This window comes from Kitasatospora sp. NPDC032150, assembly GCF_055579945.1.
In genome coordinates this window covers 21,357-40,359 of sequence record NZ_JBVIMH010000050.1, presented here as the reverse complement: position 1 = coordinate 40,359, position 19,003 = coordinate 21,357, and the positions used below count along the sequence as shown (strand labels likewise).

Below are 19,003 nucleotides of genomic sequence, written 5' to 3'. Positions count from 1 at the left end.
CGACGGGCGCCCCGGCCGGCGAAGACCGCCTGCCAGTCGACGCTCGCACCACGCACGTACGCCTGGGCGACGGCAGTGGTCAGCGTCTGCACCTCAGGACGGCCCGCGCGCAGCACCGACGCGAACGCCGCGTCCTCGCTCACGCCCTCCTGGCCCATCGCGGACAGCACCCCGTCCGGACCCAACTCCAGGTAGGTGCGGACGCCTTCGGCCTCCAGTGCCTGGATCGCGTCGTGGAAGCGGACGGCCTCACGGACGTGACGCACCCAGTACTCGGGCGAGCACAGCTCGTCCGCCGAAGCGGTCCGGCCGGTCAGCGTCGACACGATCGGGATCCGCGGCTCGGCGAAGGCCAGGCCCTCGGCGACGGTGCGGAACTCCGCGAGCATCGGCTCCATCAGCGGCGAGTGGAACGCGTGGCTCACCGTCAGCCGCTTGGTCTTGCGACCCTCAGCCGCCAGCTGCTCGGCCGCCGCCAGAACGGCCTGCTCGGCACCCGAAATCACCACCGACGTCGGCCCGTTGACCGCCGCGATACCCACCTCGTCGGTCAGCAGCGGCAGCACCTCCTCCTCGGAGGCCTGCACCGCCACCATCGCACCACCGGCCGGCAGCGCCTGCATCAGACGGCCACGAGCCGCCACCAGCTTGGCGGCGTCCGCCAGCGACAGCACCCCGGCGACATGCGCCGCGGCCAGCTCACCGATCGAGTGACCCGCCAGCAGGTCGGGCCGCAGACCCCACGCCTCGACCAGGCGGAACAGCGCCACCTCGATCGCGAACAACGCCGGCTGCGTGTACCCGGTCTGATCCAACTCCTCGCCGCCGAACACCACCTCGCGCAGCGGACGGTCCAGGTACTGGTCCAGGTGCGCGAACACCTCGTCCAGCGCATCCGCGAAAGGCGGGAACGCCTCGTACAGCTCGGCGCCCATCCCGGCCCGCTGACTGCCCTGCCCCGTGAACAGGAACGCCGTCCGGCCCTCTACCACCGAACCCTGCACCAGGTTCCCGGCCGACTCACCCGAAGCCAGCGCACCCAGACCCCGCAGGAACTCCGCACGCTCACCCGCCACGACCACCGCACGACGCTCCAGCGCCGCCCGACCCGTCGCCAACGAGTAAGCCGCATCGACCAGTTCGAACTCACCGGCCGACAGCAGCCGCTCGGCCTGCGCCCGCAGCGCCGCCTCACCCTTCGCCGACACCACCAGCGGCAGCACCGACGGCGCGACCGTCGCCTCGGCAATCGCATCCTCGACTACCGGAGCCTGCTCCAGGACCGTGTGCGCATTTGTCCCGCTGAAGCCGAAGGATGACACGGCGGAGCGGCGCGGCTCGCCGGTCTCGGGCCAGTCGGTCAGTTCGGTGACGAGCGAGACGGCACCGGCCGTCCAGTCCACGTGCGGGGTCGGCTCGTTGACGTGCAGCGTCTGCGGCAGCACACCGTGCTGCATGGCGAGCACCATCTTGATCACACCCGCCACACCGGCCGCCGCCTGGGTGTGGCCGATGTTCGACTTCACCGAACCCAGCCACAGCGGACGGTCCTCGGACCGGTCCTGGCCATAGGTGGCGATCAGCGCCTGGGCCTCGATCGGGTCACCCAGGGCGGTCCCGGTGCCGTGCGCCTCGACCGCGTCGATCTGACTTGTGGTCAGACCGGCGTTCTCCAGCGCCTGCCGGATCACCCGCTGCTGCGACGGACCGTTCGGCGCCGTCAGACCGTTGGACGCACCGTCCTGGTTCACGGCCGTGCCGCGCACCACTGCCAGCACCGGGTGCCCGTTCCGCTGGGCGTCCGACAGCCGCTCCACGAGCAGCATGCCCACGCCCTCGCCCCAGGCGGTGCCGTCCGCCGCGGCGGCGAACGCCTTGCACCGGCCGTCGGCGGACAGACCGCGCTGGCGGCTGAAGTCCAGGAAGGTGTCCGGGGTGGCCATCACGGTGACGCCGCCGGCCAGGGCCAGCGAGCACTCGCCGCCCCGCAGCGCCTGCACCGCCAGGTGCAGCGCGACCAGCGACGAGGAGCACGCGGTGTCGACGGTGACCGCCGGGCCCTCCAGGCCGAAGGTGTACGACAGTCGGCCCGAGACCACGCTCGCCGCGGTACCCGTACCGAGCTGGCCCTCCAGCTCCTCCGGGGAGTTCATCAGGAGGGCGAGGTAGTCCTGGCCGTTGGTGCCCGCGAAGACACCGGTACGACTACCGCGCAACATGGCCGGGTCGATGCCGGCGCGCTCGAACGCCTCCCAGGAGGTCTCCAGCAGCAGGCGCTGCTGCGGGTCCATGGACAGCGCCTCACGCGGCGAGATCCCGAAGAACGCCGGGTCGAACTCGGCGGCGTCGTAGAGGAATCCACCCTCGCGGGTGTAGATCTTGCCGACCTGGTCGGGGTCCGGGTCGTACAGGGTCTCGACGTTCCAGCCGCGGTCGGTCGGCAGGCCGGCCATCGCGTCGCCGCCGGAGACCAGCAGCTGCCACAACTCCTCGGGCGAGGTCACCCCGCCGGGGAAGCGGCAGCTCATCGCGACGATGGCGATCGGCTCGTCGTCGGCGGCGGCCCGGACCGCGCTCGGGGTCGCGGTGGCGGCGGCCTGGCCCAGCAGCTCGGAGCGCAGGTGCTCGGCGAGGGCGGCGGCCGACGGGTAGTCGAAGACCAGGGTGGTCGGGAGCCGGAGACCGGTGGCGGCGTTGAGGCGGTTGCGCAGCTCGACGGCCGTCAGCGAGTCGAAGCCGAGCTCCTTGAAGGCGCGTCCGGCCTCCACCGACTCCGTCCCGGAGTGGGCGAGGACGGCGGCGACGTTGCTCCGGACGAGCTCCAGCAGGGTCCTGGTCTGCTCGGCCTCGGAGAGGCCGGCCAGGCGCCCGGCCTGCGAGGAGGTCGCGGCGGCACCCGCTCCGTCGGCGGCGGACGCCGCCAGGCGGACCTCCGGGATCTCGTTGAACAGCAGGCTGGCCCGGGCAGCCGTCATCGAGGGCAGGAAACGGTCCCAGGCTATGTCGGCGACGGTGAGGGCCCAGTCGCCCTGGTTCAGGGCCTGCTGGAGCGCGGCGATCGCCAGCTCGGGGGCCATCGGCGGGACACCCTCACGGCGCAGCCGCTCCTCGAGGGTGCGGTCGGCGGCCATGCCGCCCTGCGCCCACGGACCCCAGGCGATGGAGGTGGCGGCGAGGCCGTCGGCCCGGCGCTGCTCGGCGAGGGCGTCCAGGAAGGCGTTGGCGGCGGCGTAGTTGCCCTGGCCCGCGTTGCCCACAGAGCCGGCGATCGAGGAGAACAGCACGAACGCGGAGAGGTCGAGCTCGGCGGTGAGTTCGTGCAGGTTCAGCGCCGCGTCCACCTTCGGACGCGCGACTCCCGCGAACCGCTCGGCGGTCAGACCGTCGACCATGCCGTCGTCCAGCACACCGGCGGTGTGGAACACCGCCGACACCTCGACGGACGCCAGCAACTCCGCCAGCGCGGCACGATCAGCCACATCACACGCCGCCACCGTGACAGCAGCACCCGACTCAGCGAGCTCATCGCGCAGTTCGACCGCACCCGGAGCGTCCAGGCCACGACGGCTGGTCAGCACCAGCTGCTCGGCACCGTTGCGCACCAGCCAGCGCGCGACCTCCGCACCCAGCGCACCAGTACCACCGGTGACCAGAACCGTACCGGCCGGCTTCCAGGCGACACCCTCACCGCGCGCGGCCCGCACCAGACGACGGGCGAACACACCCGACGCCCGAACCGCGACCTGGTCCTCAGTCCCCGCCAGCACACCGGCCAGCCGCCCGAGCGCACGCTCGTCCAGCACCTCCGGCAGATCGACCAGACCACCCCAACGCTCCGGGTGCTCCAGAGCCACCACCCGGCCCAGACCCCAGACCTGAGCCTGCAGCGGGTCCGCCAGCCGGTCCGAGCGACCCGCCGACACCGCACCCCGCGTCACACACCACAGCGGAGCGGTGACACCCGCGTCACCCAGCGCCTGCACCAGAGTCGCGGTCAGCACCGCAGCCTCGCCCGCGCCGAGGGCGGCCATCGACAGCACGCCCTCAACGGCCACGGCGTCGGTGACCGCGTCACGCAACAGCTCGGCCACGGCGCCGCGATCGGCGCCCGCCGGGTCGACCAGGCGCACGTCCACGCCGCGACCGGCCAGCATCCGGACCACGTCCGCCGCAGCGACGTCCTCGGCCGGTGCCACCACCAGCCAGGTACCCGACAGCACACCGGAGCCGGCCTCACCCGCCGGCTTCCAGCTCACCCGGTAGCGCCAACCGTCCACCGTGGACTGCTCACGGCTCTGCCGGCGCCAGGCCGACAGCGCGGGCAGCACCGAGCTCAGCGGCTGGTCGCCGTCCAGCTCCAGCACCGAGGACAGCGCCTGAAGGTCGCCCTTCTCCACGGCCTCCCAGAAGCTCGCGTCCACGGCGTCGACCACGGCCGTGCCGACCGCCGGGGCGGCCAGGTTCTCCAGCCAGTACCACTGCCGCTGGAAGGCGTAGGTGGGCAGATCCACCCGACGGGCGCCCAGGCCGGCGAACACGGCCTGCCAGTCGACCGTCACGCCTCGGACGTAGGCCTGTGCAACGGTGGTGGTCAGCGCCTGCACCTCGGAGCGGTCACCGCGGAGCACCGGCGCGAACACCGCCGCCTCGGTCACGACCTCCTGGCCCATCGCGGACAGCACCCCGTCCGGGCCCAACTCCAGGTAGGTGCGGACGCCTTCGGCCTCCAGCGTGCGGATCGCGTCGTGGAAGCGGACGGCCTCGCGGACGTGACGCACCCAGTACTCGGGCGAGCACAGCTCCTCCGCCGAAGCCGCCTGCCCGGTCAGCGTCGACACGATCGGGATCCGCGGCTCGGCAAAGCTCAAGCCCTCGGCGACCGCGCGGAACTCCGCGAGCATCGGCTCCATCAGCGGCGAGTGGAACGCGTGGCTCACCGTCAGCCGCTTGGTCTTCCGGCCCTGCGCCGCCAGCTGCTCGGCGACCGCCAGCACGGCCGCCTCGACGCCCGAAACCACCACCGACGTCGGCCCGTTGACGGCCGCGATGCCCACCTCGTCCGTCAGCAGCGGCAGCACCTCCTCCTCGGAGGCCTGCACCGCCACCATCGCACCACCCGAAGGCAGCGCCTGCATCAGACGACCACGAGCCGCCACCAGCTTGGCAGCGTCCGCCAGCGACAGCACACCCGCCACATGCGCGGCGGCCAGCTCACCGATCGAGTGACCCGCCAGCACATCCGCACGCAGACCCCACGACTCCACCAGCCGGAACAGCGCCACCTCGACCGCGAACAGCGCCGGCTGCGTGTACCCGGTCTCATCCAGCCCCTCGCCGCCGAAGACCACCTCACGCAGCGGACGGTCCAAGTACCCGTCCAGCTCCGCGCAGACGGTGTCCAGGACGGAGGCGAACGCCGGGAACGCCTCGTACAGCTCGGCGGCCATACCGGCGCGCTGGCTACCCTGCCCCGTGAACAGGAATGCCAGCCGGCCACCTGCCACCGATCCCCGTACCACGTCCGCCGTCGGCTCACCGGCCGCCAGCGCGCCCAACTGCCGCAGGAACTGCTCGGGTTCACCGGCCACGACGACCGCGCGGTGCTCCAGCCCCGCCCGGCCCGTCGCCAGGGAGTAGGCGACGTCGGTCGGCTCGAAGCCGGACTCGGTGTCCAGGTGCGAGAGCAGTGCCCGCGCCTGGTCCCGCAGGGCGTCCTCGGTCTTGGCCGAGAGGAGCCACGGCTGGACGGCGGGTGCCGGACGCGAACCGGTCTCGGCGGCCGGCTCGGCCGGTGCCTGCTCGATGATCGTGTGGGCGTTGGTGCCGCTGAAGCCGAAGGAGGAGACACCGGCGCGACGCGGCTGTCCGGTCTCCGGCCAGGGCCGGGCCTCGGTCAGCAGCTCGACCGAGCCCGAGGACCAGTCGACGTTCGGCGAGGGCTCGCCCAGGTGGATGCTCTGCGGCAGCACGCCGTGCCGCATCGCCATCACCATCTTGATGACGCCGGCGACACCGGCCGCGGCCTGGGTGTGGCCGATGTTGGACTTCAGCGAGCCCAGCCACAGCGGACGGTCCTCGGCGTGCTCCTGGCCGTAGGTGGCCAGCAGGGCGTGGGCCTCGATCGGGTCGCCGAGGGTGGTCCCGGTGCCGTGCGCCTCGACCACGTCCACCTGGTCGGCGGTCAGCCCGGCACTGGCCAGCGCCTGGCGGATGACCCGCTGCTGGGAGGGGCCGTTGGGGGCGGTGAGGCCGTTGGACGCGCCGTCCTGGTTGATCGCCGAGCCGCGCACGATCGCCAGCACCGGGTGTCCGTTGCGGCGGGCGTCCGACAGGCGCTCGACCAGCAGCATGCCCGCGCCTTCGGACCAGCTGGTGCCGTCGGCGGCGGCGGAGAAGGACTTGGAGCGACCGTCCTTGGCCAGGCCGCGCTGGCGGCTGAAGTCGACGAACGCCTCGGGGGTGGCCATCACGGTCACACCGCCGGCCAGCGCCATGCTGCACTCGCCCTGCCGCAGGGCCTGTACGGCGAGGTGCAGCGCGACCAACGACGAGGAGCAGGCGGTGTCCACGGTGACCGCCGGACCCTCCAGGCCGAAGGTGTAGGAGACCCGGCCGGACGCGATGCTGCCCGAGGTGCCGGTGCCGAGGTAGCCCTCGACGCCGTCCGGGACGGAGCCGATCCGGGTGGCGTAGTCGTGGTACATCACACCGGCGAACACGCCGGTACGGCTGCCGCGCATGGTGGCCGGGTCGATGCCGGCGCGCTCGAAGGCCTCCCAGGAGGTCTCCAGCAGCAGGCGCTGCTGCGGGTCCATCGCCAGTGCCTCGCGCGGGCTGATGCCGAAGAACGCGGGGTCGAAGAGGCCCGCACCGTGCAGGAAGCCGCCCTGGTCCGCGTAGCTGGTGCCGGGGTGGTCCGGGTCCGGGTCGAAGAGGTGGTCGAGGTCCCACCCGCGGCCGGCCGGGAACTCCGAGATCGCGTCCGCTCCGGCCATGACCAGCTGCCACAGCTCCTCGGGCGAGCCCACCCCGCCCGGGTAGCGGCAGGCCATGCCGACGATGGCGATGGGCTCGTCGTCGACCCGGGGTGCCGGGAGCTGGGCGGCGGCGCCGTGGTCGGCGCCGACGATCTCCGAGCGCAGGTACTCGGCCAGCGCGGCGGGCGTCGGGTAGTCGAAGATCAGGGTCGGCGGGAGCCGCAGGCCGGTGACGGCGTTGAGCTCGTTGCGCAGCTCGACCGAGGTCAGCGAGTCGAAGCCGATCTCGTTGAACGCCCGGCCCGCCTCGATCACCCCCGGCGAGGCGTGGCCCAGTACGGCGGCCACGCGCACCCGGAGCAGTTCGAGGATCTCGCGGTCCAGCTCGGCCTCGGACAGCCCGGCCAGTCGGCGCATCAGCTCGGAGCCGCCACCGGCGGCCCCGCGCGCGGCGCGCCGGGCGGGGGTGCGGACCAGTCCGCGCAGCAGGGCGGGGAGGGTACCGGCGGCGGCCTGCTGGCGCAGCGCGGCCAGGTCGAGCCGCATCGGGAGGAGCAGGGCCTGGTCGCTTCCGGTGGCGGCGTCGAAGAGTGCGACGCCCTCGGAGTTGGACAGGCCGGTCATGCCGGAGCGTGCGAGGCGCTGGAGGTCGGCGGCGTCGAGGGTCTCGGCCATGCCGCCCTCGGCCCACAGGCCCCAGCCGAGCGAGATCGCGGGGAGTCCGGCGGCGCGGCGCCGAGCGGCGAGGGCGTCCAGGAAGACGTTGGCCGCGGCGTAGTTGCCCTGGCCGAGGCCGCCGAAGGTGCCCGCGTTGGAGGAGAAGAGCACGAACGCGCTCAGGTCGAGATCGGCGGTGAGCTCGTGCAGGTTCAGCGCCGCGTCCACCTTCGGGCGCAGCACGGTGTCGATCCGCTCGGGGGTGAGCGAGGTGACGATGCCGTCGTCCAGGACACCGGCCGTGTGCACCACACCGGTCAGCGGGAACTCCGCCGGCACGGACGCCAGTACGTCCGCAAGCGCCGCACGGTCCGCGACGTCGCACGCCGCGAACACCACGGAGGCACCCGACTCGCCCAGCTCGACCGCCAGTTCAGCCGCACCCGGCGCGTCCGCACCACGACGCGACACCAGCAGCAGACTGCGCACCCCGTGCTCGGCCACCAGATGACGCGCGACCAGACCACCCAGCATCCCGGACGCACCGGACACCAGGACCGTACCGCTCGCATCGAACACCGGCCCGGCCACATCGGAGACCGCCGCCACCCGCGCCAGGCGCGGCACCCGTACGACGCCCTCGCGGATCGCGAACTCCGGCTCCCCACTGGCGAGTGCGCCCGCCAGGACCTCGCCCGAGACACCCTCGGCGTCGAGGTCGACCAGCACCAGCCGGTCGGGGTTCTCCAGCTGCGCGGAGCGCACCAGGCCCCACAGCGGGGCGTGGACGAGGTCGTCACCGCCGGCCGCGGCGCCACGGGTCACCAGCACCAGGCGGGAGGAGACGAACCGCTCGTCCGCCAGCCACTCCTGGACCGTGGCGAGCACGGCGTGCAGCGCGGACCGGACGGCCGAGGCGGTGTCCGCGGCCGAGGCGGCGCCGATCGGTGCGAGGAACACCTCGCCCGGCAGCGCCAGCCCCGCGTCCACGGCCGCACCGAGTGCCGCCAGATCGGCGAAGCTCTCGATCCCGGCGCCGAACGGGTCGGTCCCGAGGACCGCCCAGCGGCCCGCGGAGGCGGCCGACACCGGCAGGGTGGTCCACTCCACCCGGAACAGCGACTCCAGGTGGCCGGCGCGGGCGCTCTTCAGCTGCTCCTCGGAGATCTCGCGCAGCGTGAGCGAACGGACCGTCATCACCGGCTGGCCGGCGCCGTCGGCGAGGTCCAGGGCGACCTCGCCGCGGCCCAGCGGGGTGACCCGCAGGCGCAGCGCCGCGGCGCCGGTGGCGTGCAGGGTGACGCCGTTCCAGACGAACGGCAGGCCGCCCTGGACCGCGCCGTCGGAGGGGTCGGCGCCGAGCGCGTGCAGGGCGGCGTCCAGCAGGGCGGGGTGGATGCCGAAGCGGGCTGCGTCGGCCTGTGCCTCGGCGGGCAGTGCGATCTCGGCGAGGATCTCGCCGTCGCGAAGCCAGGCGGCCCGCAGGCCGCGGAAGACCGGGCCGTAGCCGAAGCCCGCCTCGGCCAGGCCGGTGTGGATCTCCTGGACGTCCACCGCACGGGCGTCGGCGGGCGGCCACTGGGTGAGCTCGGCCGGGGCGGTCGGGCCGGCGACGGTGAGCACACCGGTGGCGTGCCGCGTCCAGGGCTCCTCGGCCTGGGCGCCTTCGGTGCGGGAGTGCAGGCTGAAGGAGCGGCTGCCGTTCTCGTCGGCGCCGCTGACCACGATCTGGAGCTGCGCTCCGCCCTGGGCGGGCAGCAGCAGCGGTGCCTCGAGGGTGAGTTCCTCGACCAGGTCGCAGCCGACCTGGTCGCCGGCCCGCACGGCGAGCTCGACGAAGGCGGTGCCCGGGAGCAGCACGGTGCCCATGACGGCGTGGTCGGCGAGCCAGGGGTGGCTGTCGAGGGAGAGGCGGCCGGTGAACAGGTAGCCGTCGACGTCGGCGAGCGAGACCACGGCGCCGAGCAGCGGGTGGTCGGCGGTGCCGAGGCCGATGGAGGCGGCGTCCCCGGCCGGGGTGCCGGCGCCGAGCCAGTACCGCTCGCGCTGGAAGGCGTAGGTGGGCAGGTCGACCCGGCGGGCGCCCTGGCCCGCGAAGACGCCGTCCCAGTCCAGCGCGGCGCCCCGGACGTGTGCCTGTGCCACGGCCCAGGTCAGCGTCCGGACCTCGGGGCGGCCCGCGCGCAGGGCGGGGACGAAAACCGCGTCCTCGCCGGCGCACTCCTGGCCCAGGGCGGTGAGCACACCGTCCGGGCCCAGCTCCAGGTAGGTGCGGGCGCCTTCGCGCTCCAGGGTCCGCACGGCGTCGTGGAAGCGGACGGCCTCGCGGACGTGGCGCACCCAGTACTCGGGGGTGCCGATCTCCTCGGCGGGGACGACGTCTCCGGTCAGGGTGGAGACGATCGGGACGGCCGGCGCCTTGTAGGTCACCACCTGGGCGCAGCGCCGGAACTCGGTGAGCATGCCGTCCATCAGGGGCGAGTGGAAGGCGTGGCTGACGGTGAGGCGCTTGGTCTTGCGGCCCTGGGCGGCCAGTTGCTCGGCGAGCGCGAGGACGGCCTGCTCGGCACCCGAAATCACCACCGCGGTCGGCCCGTTGACGGCCGCGATGCCCATCTCGTCGGTCAGCAGCGGCAGGACCTCGTCCTCGCTCGCCCGGACCGCCACCATGGCGCCGCCGGCGGGCAGTTGCTGCATCAGGCGGCCGCGGGCGGCCACCAGCAGCGCGGCGTCCTCCAGCGAGAGCACGCCCGCGGCGTGCGCGGCGGCGAACTCGCCGATCGAGTGGCCGGCCAGCAGGTCCGGCCGCAGGCCCCAGGACTCGACCAAGCGGAACAGCGCGACCTCGATCGCGAACAGCGCAGGCTGGGCGTAGGCGGTCCGGTGGATGAGGTCGGCCTCGGCGGAGCCCTCGGCGGCGAACAGGACCTCGCGCAGCGGGTGTTCGAGCTGCAGATCGAGGTAGCCGCAGGCCTTGTCCAGTGCCTTGGCGAACACCGGGAAGGTCTCGTACAGTTCGCGGCCCATGGCGAGGCGCTGGCTGCCCTGGCCGGTGAACAGGAACGCCAGTCGGCCGTCGGTGACCGTCCCCTGGACGGTCCCGGCGGCACCGATGCCCGCGGCGAGGGCGTCCAGGGCCTGCCGGAACTCCTCGTGCTCGCCGGCCACCAGGACGGCGCGGTGCTCGAAGCTCGCGCGGGTGGTGGCGAGGGAGTGGCCGAGGTCGGCCGGGGTGTGCTCGGGGTGGGCGTCCAGGTGGGTGCGCAGGCGCTCGGCCTGGGCGCGCAGCGCCTCGGGGGTCTTGGCGGAGAGTACCCACGGCCGCACGGCCGGGGCGGAGGCGCCGTCCGAAGCGGCGGCCGGTTCCTGGGCCGTCGGGGCCTGCTCGATCACGGCGTGCGCGTTGGTGCCGCTCATGCCGAAGGAGGAGATGCCGACGCGGCGCGCCTCTCCGGTCTCCGGCCAGGGCCGGGCCTCGCTGAGCAGCTCGACGGCGCCCGCGGACCAGTCGACGTGCGGGGTGGGCTGGTCGACGTGCAGGGTACGCGGCAGGACGCCGTTGCGCATCGCCATGACCATCTTGATGATGCCGCCGATGCCCGCGGCGGCCTGGGTGTGGCCGATGTTGGACTTCAGCGAGCCCAGCCAGAGCGGGCGGTCCTCGGGGCGGTCCTGGCCGTAGGTGGCGATCAGGGCCTGGGCCTCGATCGGGTCGCCGAGCCGGGTACCGGTGCCGTGCGCCTCGACCGCGTCCACCTGGTCGGCCGTCAGCCCCGCGTCGGCGAGCGCCTGCCGGATGACGCGCTGCTGGGACGGGCCGTTGGGAGCGGTGAGGCCGTTGGAGGCGCCGTCCTGGTTGATCGCGGTGCCCCGGACGACGGCCAGGATCGGGTGTCCGTTGCGCTGGGCGTCGGAGAGTCGTTCGACCAGCAGCATGCCGGCGCCCTCGGCCCAGGCGGTGCCGTCGGCCGCGGCGGCGAAGGGCTTGCAGCGGCCGTCGGGGGCGAGGCCGCGCTGGCGGCTGAAGGCGATGAAGGAGCCGGGGTTGGCCATCACGGCGACACCGCCGGCCAGGGCGATGCCGCACTCACCGCGGCGCAGCGACTGCACGGCGAGGTGCAGGGCGACCAGCGAGGAGGAGCAGGCGGTGTCGATGGTGACCGCCGGACCCTGGAAGCCGAAGGTGTAGGACAGGCGGCCGGAGGCGACGCTGGCGGCGTTGCCGGTGACCAGGTAGCCCTCCATGCCCTCGTCCGCCTCGTGCAGGCGCGGGCCGTAGTCCTGTGCCTCGGCGCCGATGAAGACACCGGTGCGGGACTCGCGCAGGGTGCCCGGGTCGATGCCGGCCCGCTCGAAGGCCTCCCAGGCGGTCTCCAGCAGCAGGCGCTGCTGGGGGTCCATGGCGAGGGCCTCGCGCGGGGAGATCCCGAAGAAGCCCGGGTCGAAGGTGTCGGCGTCGTGCAGGAAGCCGCCGTGCTGCGCGTAGCTGGTGCCGGGGTGGTCCGGGTCCGGGTCGTAGAGGCTGCCGATGTCCCAGCCGCGGCCGGCCGGGAAGGCCGAGATCGCGTCGACGCCGTCGGCGACGAGCTGCCACAGCTGCTCCGGCGAGTGGGCGTCACCGGGGAATCGGCAGGCCATACCGACGATGGCGATCGGCTCGTCGTGAACGGGCGCGTGGAACTCGGGAATTCCGGCCTCGGCAGCGATGCCGAGGATTTCCGAGCGCAGGTGCCGGGCGAGCGAGGCGGGGGTCGGGTGGTCGAAGACCAGGGTGACCGGAAGGCTCAGTCCGGTGGCCGAGGTGAGCCTGCTGTGGAGGTCGACGGCGGCCAGCGAGTCGAATCCGAGCTCCAGGAAGGGCCGGTCGGCCCCGACGGTGGCGGACGACTTTCCGCGCAGGGATTCCCTCGCCTGGTCGAGGACCAGGTTCAGCAGCAGCCGCTGCTGCTCCGCCTCGGGCATTTCGGCCAGCTGCTGCCGCCAGGACGGAAATACGTCCGGCTTTCCGACACCCGCACCGTCCGGCTCCGAAATGAAACCCTCGGACTGGTTCATCATCACGCGCTCCACTACCCAGCAGACGGCATCCAAGACCTTTGGTCAGCCTGTCACGGGCAGCAAGCACCAGAAAGCCCCTAAGGGACCCCTAAGCACCCCTACGATTTCGACCGGCGACCCCTGTTTTCCGGGGTCGCCGGTCGACGGCGAGCGATTCTGCGGAGCGTTCTCGGGAATTCATTCCCCGCAATCGCCCGACAATACCTCGGCGGGGCGATTTGGGAAATCCATTTCGGACCGACCGGCAGTGGGAGCATGGGCGGCGCCGCACGCCCTACCGCCGTTTCGGTCTCAGTTGTGCCGCTCCAGGAACGGCGTGAGCAGTCCGGGTACCGCCTCCTCGGCGAAGGCCAGCCCCTCCTCGGTGGCGAGGTCGCGGACGTGGTACGCGCCGCTGCCGGCGGCCGTGGTCGTGGTCAGGGTGAGCAGGCCGGCCCGGCGTTGGAAGAACGACCGGCTGACGCTCAGTCCGATCACTCCCTCGCGCCGCAGTGCCACCGTACGGTGGGCGAAGGTGCCCGAGCGGGCGACCAGGTAGCCGCCGGACAGGCCGTGGCCCAGGGTGCGGTAGGCGTCCACCGCCAGCAGGGAGACCGCGGGCAGCAGGACGGCGGCGGTGATCCCGGCGGCGGTGAGGAAGCCGGTGCGCCAGCCGCCCGGCAGCCAGATCGCGGGCACCGCGAACAGGGCCGTGGCCAGGGCGGTCACCATCAGCCCCCGGTTGATCCGGCGGCGCAGCGCGGCCCTCGGGTGCGGGCGCAGCGGGGCGAGGCCGGTCGGGGACTCCTGCTCGCCGAGCACGTCGGCGGCCACCCGGAGGACCTCGGCGCGCGGCGCGGGGGGCATCAGGGCGCCGCGGGTGCGGTTCTCCTCGGCCGAGCCGAGGCCGCTGGCGATGGCGTGCAGGCGGGCGCCGCCGCCCCAGCGCAGCAGCATGGGTTCGACCAGCTCGATGCCGCGCAGCCGCCGCTCCTCGATGGAGACGGAGCGGTGGATCAGCAGGCCGCGGCGGACCCGGAGGATGCCGCCGTCCTCGCGTTCCAGCCGGAACCCGGACCAGCCCTCGATGTAGAGGCCGACCGCGCCGAGGGTGCCGAGGGCGGCGATGGCGAGCAGCAGGGCCAGGATGCCGAGCCACAGCGGGACCGAGGCGAAGGCGTGCACCAGGTCGTGGACGATGCCGAGCTTGAGCGGGTCGATCTGCATCTCGTGCAGGGTGCGGTAGCTGATGCCGAGTACGGCGAACAGTCCGCCGACGCCCCAGATGGTCAGCGGGGCGTAGCGCAGCCAGGAGCGCTGGAGTTCGGCGATCGGGGCGCTCTCGTCGAACCCGGCGGCCATGCCCGGGTCGGCGAGCAGGGCGGCCCGCCGGTTGAGCAGGTCCTGCCGGAGTGCGGCGGCCTGGGCCCGGGGGACGCCGTCGAGCGAGAGCTTGCGGTTGGCCGACCCGCCGTGGGCGGCGGCGCCGATGCTGACCGAGGCGAGGCCGAAGACCCGGTGCAGCGGACGGGCGGTGATGTCGGCGCTGCGGATGCGGTCCAGCGGGACGGAGCGGTGGCTGCGGAAGAGCAGGCCGGAGCGGAGCTCCAGGCGCTGGTCGGTGATCCGGTAACCGGTGGTGAGGAAGCGCATCAGGTTGACGCCGGCCACGATCGCGAAGGCGATGGTGAAGGAGACCAGGGTGATCAGCGCCTGCAGGTTGACCTTTCCGCCGGTGCCGATCATCGTGCCCGCGCCGGTGACCACGGGGGCGACCAGCCAGCTCAGGTGGACCGGAATCAGGCGCGGGCTGAGCCGCTGCCAGACCACCTCTTCGTCACTCATGTCGCGTCTCCCGGGGTGGCCTGGGTGGCCTGGGTCAGATGCTCCACCACGTCCAGGGCCTTGCGGTGGTCGATCCCGCGGATCTTCAGGTCGCCGGACGCGGAGGCCGTGGTGACCTTGATCCCGGAGAGCCCGAACAGCTGCTCGAGCGGGCCGCGGACGGTGTCGACGGTCTGGATCCGGGACAGCGGCGCCACCCGCCACCTCTGCCAGAGCCAGCCGGTGGCGGTGTAGACGGCCTGGTCGGTGGTCTCCCAGCGGTGGACCCGGTAGCGCCACAGCGGCATGACCGCCATGTACGCGATCCCGGGCAGCGCGACCGCGAGGAAGATCCAGCCGAAGACGAACCGCGCGGGCGGGATCAACAGGTACAGGGCACCCACGACCAGCATGGTGGGTACGGGAATCAGCGAGGACTGGACGGTCCACCAGGCGATGGCACGACGCTCCACCCGATGCCGGGGCGGACGGAGTCGAAGGGTTTCCGAATGACGCACGCTCAGATCCTAACCAAGTGCTATCGGGCGGAGATCCGGAGTCGACGGCGGCGGTTCATCACGACCACCGTCCGTGCGAGCACCGTTGCGAGTGCCATCAGTACGAGCGAATTGGAGAACACCTCGGGACCGCTGATCCGGTACTTGATGGCGAACTTGATGATGTCAGCGGTGTACCAGTGCTCGATTCCGTAGACGAAGACCACCCGGGCTGCCGACATCACCAGCCAGAAGAGTGCATACAGTACTCCGGCCCTGGTGTAAACCTGCCCGTCAGCACCCCGGTCGGCCGGCAGCATCGCGCCGGCGGTCAGCCCGAGAATGATGCCTATCCCGATCCCGACCAGTTGCAGCGACAGGTCGTTCCCGCCGAGTTTCGGCGCGTGGAAGAACAGCACCATGACGACCGCCACCGCGATCAGCGGCCGGATGAGCCGCATGTTGGTGACCCGCCGGCGGCCGAGGTCACTGGCCAGAATGACCAGCAGGACCGTTCCGCTGACCACCAGGGTGATCATGAATCCGCTCATTGCGCCTGTACTCCAGAGGACTTGTCAGCCGACTGCTTCCATCGCTGTTTCCCAGCTGTTCCCAGGCTAGGAAGAAGACGGATGCCCCGGAACCACCGGCCAGTTGAACCGGTTGTCCACCGATCGGTGGACAGTGCACGGCGGCCGGGCCCACGGAAGGGTGCGCTGCGGCCGGCGGAGGCGGCGTGGTAGGACTGGTCAGCGTGCCATCTCGAAGCGCCTCAGACCAGCCCCTGACCGATCACCCGCCGGCCGACCGCGCCGCAGCGGAAGCGACCGACCGGCTGGACCCGGTGGTCCGCTGGTACGGGCTCTGGGACGCCTACTTCGGCCTCTCCTACCTGGTCACCGCCGGTCTGCTGCTGACCTCCCAGAGCCCGCCCGGCCAACTGGCCGGGGCGATCGCCGTGCTGACCCTGATCGTCCCCTGGTACGCGGGGTTCGGCCGGCCGCTGATGCTCGGCGGGGTCAAGTCCGGCCGTCGCAGCCGGTGGTTCGCGCTCGGGCTGATCGCGCTGTTCGGCCTCGCCACCGCGCTCGACCTCAACAGTGCCTTCGCCCTGTTCGCGATCTGCCCGATGCTGCTGATGAGTCTGCCCTCGACCTTCGGGATCGTGGTGGTGCTGCTGGCCAACCTCGTTCCGCTGGCACTGGTCTGGGCCACCAGCGGCGATCCGGGGTCAGCGGTGCTCGGCATCCTGCCGACCACCCTGCTCGGCATCGCGCTCGCGGTCCTGCTCGGGCTGTGGATCACCAGGGTGGTCGAGCAGAGCCGCGACCGCGCCCGGCTGATCGAGGAGTTGGAGCTGAACCGGGAGAAGGTGGCCCGCCTCTCCCGCCAGGCCGGGATCGCGGCCGAACGCGAGCGCCTGGCGCGGGAGATCCACGACACCCTGGCGCAGGGGCTGACCAGCATCATCGCCCTGATCCAGGCCGCCGACTCGGAACTCGAGGACTCCCCCGAACTGGCCCGCAAGCACCTGGCCCTGGCCGCCCGCTCGGCCACCGACAACCTGGCCGAGACCCGCGGCTTCGTCGCCGCCCTCACCCCGGTCGCACTGCGCGGCAACTCGCTCGGCGAGGCCGTCCGACGCCAGGGCGAGTCCCTCGCCGCCGAGACCGGCCTCGCCGTCGACTACCGGGCCGACGGTACCGAGTTCCCGCTGCCCACCGCGGTGAGCGTGGTCCTGCTGCGCGCGGCGCAGGAGGCACTGGCCAACGTCCGCAAGCACGCCCGCGCGCAACACGTCACGCTGCACGCCGAGTTCACCGACGCCGCGGTACGCCTGCTGGTCGAGGACGACGGCTGCGGCTTCGACCCGGAGCAGGACGAGGACCACGGGTACGGGCTGCGCGGCATGCTCGCCCGGGTCGCCGAGATCGGCGGCACTGTGGAGGTCTCCAGTTCCCCGGGCCGGGGCACCGCGGTCGATGTCCGAGTCCCACTGGGCTGACCTGCCGCTCAGGCCCGTTCGACGGCGTCCTCCAGCAGCTTCGCCGCTTCGTCGACGGCCGCGGCCAGCACCTGCGGCTCGGTGGTCAGGCCGCCGATGATCCGGTCGACACCGCGGAGTCCGGCGCGGTCCAGCAGCGTCTTCTCGTTGGTGACCCACTCACCCCGGGCCGCCAGTACGGCGTGTGCCGCCTGGCAGGCGGCACACGCGATCGCCCCGGCGCAGTCGGTGAGCCGACCCCGCCCGGCGTGGGCGGCGCGCGCGTAGTCGAGGGTGAGCCGGGCGCCGCCCCACCACTGTCCGGGCGCCTGCCGCCGCAGCGCCTCGGGGTACCGGGGCCGCGGCAGCACGCCGTGCAGGACCTGATTGACCGCCAGCTCCGCGACCACGATGTAGCTGGGGATCCCGGCCAGGTGGAACAGCAGCCGCTCGACGTGGAAACGGCCCTGCTGCGCCTGGGCGAGCCGGAGTTCGACGTCGTCCAGGTCCCGGTAGTGCACGTCGATGTGCCGCCCGTCGGCCTCCAGCCAGGCACCGCCGTTGAACACCCCGCCGCCCCACCCGCCGATCTCGGAGACCTCTCCCGGCCAGCCGAGCGCACGCACGTCCTGCGGCGAGAACGCCCCGCGGTAGTAGACGGCGAAGTCCCAGTCGCTGTCGGGTCCGTGCGTACCGGTGGCTCGCGAGCCGCCCAGCGCCACCGCTTCCACCCCGGGCAGCGCCGCGAGCCGCGCCGCGACATGGACGGGGAAGGACCGGTCATCGTGTTCGTGCTTCGGCATGCGGGTGAGCGTAGGCGCCGAAGCGGCGCAACGCCCGTCCTTTTTACAGCCCGCCGAAACCGGCCGACCGGCGGTGGGCGTCCTGCTCGGAGGTGCCCACCCGGAAGCGCCAGAGGGCCCGACGGCCGGGCCGCCCCGGTACCGCTCCGTTCGGACCGGCACCGGGGCGGCAGGGAAGCGACGGACCACCGGCTCGCGACTACTTCTGGCCTTCGATGTCGTCCCGCAGGTCGTCCAGCTTCTCCTGGGCCTGCTGCTGGGCCTCGGCGGCCTTCTTCTGGGCCTCGTCCTTCTTCGAGCGCTTCCCCAGCATCTCCTTGGCTTCGTCCTCGAGCTGCTGGGCCTTGTCCCGGAACTTGTCACCGATCCCCATGATCACTCCAATGCCGTAGTGCCGGAGACCCTTCCACGCTTGCACGCCGTCCCGGGCACCGCACCTCGGCGACCCTCCCCGTCAGCACGGGTCCCCCGCCGTCCCACCCAAGCAGGAGCCGATCACCTGTTCGATGACCGAGTGCGGAAGGATTCGGTCCGACAGCACCGAGTCCATGGAGGCAGCCGATGACCCAGCCGATGACCCCACCGGCGACGACCCCGCAGCCGATCACCGTCCTGATCGCCGACGACCATCCCGTGGTACGGGAGGGCCTGTCGGCGATGCTGGAGTCCGCGCCCGGGATCTCCGTGGTGGGGATGGCCGGGGGCGGGGAGGAGGCGGTGGTGCTGGCCGCCTCGCTCGATCCCGACGTGGTGCTGATGGATCTGCGGATGGGGGCGATGGACGGGGTCACCGCGACCTCGCGGATCCTGGCGCACTCGCGGCGGCCCAAGGTCGTGGTGGTCACCACCTACGAGAGCGACGCCGACATCCTGCGCGCGGTCGAGGCCGGTGCCGCCGGGTACCTGCTGAAGGGCAGTTCCCGGGCGGACCTGATCGACGCCGTCCGGGCCGCGGCCCGGGGTGAGACGGTGCTCTCCCCCGCCGTCGCGGGCAAGCTGTTCCGGGCCAAGGCGCAGGAGCCGCAGGCGCTCTCGGGACGGGAGCGCGAGGTGCTGCTGCTGGTCGGAGACGGGCTGACCAACGCCGACATCGGCCGACGGCTGCACATCGGCGAGGCGACCGTGAAGACCCATCTGCTGCGGGTCTTCAGGAAGCTCGACGTGTCGGACCGGACGGCGGCCGTGCTCGCCGCGATGGAGCGCGGACTGCTGGGCTGAGGTACC

The 19,003-nt window shown here is 72.7% G+C and carries 8 protein-coding genes; 2 read left to right on the top strand and 6 right to left on the bottom strand.

Translation table 11 applies throughout. The features are described 5' to 3' along the window. The 4 genes from ACZ5ON_RS33645 to ACZ5ON_RS33630 all read right to left on the bottom strand — a co-directional run. Positions 1–12,695: type I polyketide synthase (locus tag ACZ5ON_RS33645; RefSeq protein WP_465600724.1), on the bottom strand; the 12,695-nt coding region annotated here is incomplete at its 3' end. Positions 12,696–12,983: 288 nt separating this feature from the next. Next, entirely contained in the window at positions 12,984–14,516 is a 1,533-nt protein-coding gene (locus ACZ5ON_RS33640; protein WP_465600721.1) for a PH domain-containing protein, read from the bottom strand. Further along, a complete protein-coding gene (locus ACZ5ON_RS33635; protein ID WP_465600718.1) occupies positions 14,513–15,013 on the bottom strand; it encodes a PH domain-containing protein in 501 nt (166 codons plus the stop codon). The genes ACZ5ON_RS33640 and ACZ5ON_RS33635 overlap by 4 nt, the downstream gene beginning before the upstream one ends. A gap of 20 nt (positions 15,014–15,033) precedes the next feature. Then, a complete protein-coding gene (locus ACZ5ON_RS33630; RefSeq protein WP_465600715.1) occupies positions 15,034–15,543 on the bottom strand; it encodes a hypothetical protein in 510 nt (169 codons plus the stop codon). 203 nt (positions 15,544–15,746) lie between these two features. On the opposite strand from ACZ5ON_RS33630, the gene ACZ5ON_RS33625 reads away from it, so the two are divergent. After that, positions 15,747–16,997 (top strand): sensor histidine kinase, encoded by a 1,251-nt coding sequence (locus ACZ5ON_RS33625; protein WP_465600712.1) that lies wholly within the window; start codon positions 15,747–15,749, stop codon positions 16,995–16,997. Positions 16,998–17,005: 8 nt separating this feature from the next. Here the strand turns inward: ACZ5ON_RS33625 and ACZ5ON_RS33620 are convergent, their stop codons facing one another. Both ACZ5ON_RS33620 and ACZ5ON_RS33615 read right to left on the bottom strand, forming a co-directional pair. Next, positions 17,006–17,779 carry a nucleotidyltransferase domain-containing protein gene (locus tag ACZ5ON_RS33620; RefSeq protein ID WP_465600709.1) on the bottom strand — a complete coding sequence of 258 codons (774 nt, stop codon included), beginning with the start codon at positions 17,777–17,779 and terminating at the stop codon, positions 17,006–17,008. 199 nt (positions 17,780–17,978) lie between these two features. Further along, positions 17,979–18,152, bottom strand: coding sequence for a hypothetical protein (locus ACZ5ON_RS33615; protein ID WP_465600706.1), 174 nt, complete (start codon positions 18,150–18,152; stop codon positions 17,979–17,981). A 188-nt stretch (positions 18,153–18,340) separates the two neighbouring features. Between ACZ5ON_RS33615 and ACZ5ON_RS33610 the strand changes: the two genes are divergently transcribed. After that, the gene (locus ACZ5ON_RS33610; RefSeq protein WP_465600704.1) at positions 18,341–18,997 is read left to right on the top strand and encodes a response regulator; all 657 of its coding nucleotides are present in this window, start codon (positions 18,341–18,343) and stop codon (positions 18,995–18,997) included. Positions 18,998–19,003 lie beyond the last annotated feature (6 nt).

Excerpts from the sequence above, each read along its gene's own strand:
- ACZ5ON_RS33630 (WP_465600715.1), bottom strand. The coding sequence starts at position 15,543 with ATGAGCGGATTCATGATCACCCTGGTGGTCAGCGGAACGGTCCTGCTG.
- ACZ5ON_RS33620 (WP_465600709.1), bottom strand. The coding sequence starts at position 17,779 with ATGCCGAAGCACGAACACGATGACCGGTCCTTCCCCGTCCATGTCGCG.
- ACZ5ON_RS33640 (WP_465600721.1), bottom strand. The coding sequence starts at position 14,516 with ATGAGTGACGAAGAGGTGGTCTGGCAGCGGCTCAGCCCGCGCCTGATT.
- ACZ5ON_RS33610 (WP_465600704.1), top strand. The coding sequence starts at position 18,341 with ATGACCCAGCCGATGACCCCACCGGCGACGACCCCGCAGCCGATCACC.
- ACZ5ON_RS33615 (WP_465600706.1), bottom strand. The coding sequence starts at position 18,152 with ATGGGGATCGGTGACAAGTTCCGGGACAAGGCCCAGCAGCTCGAGGAC.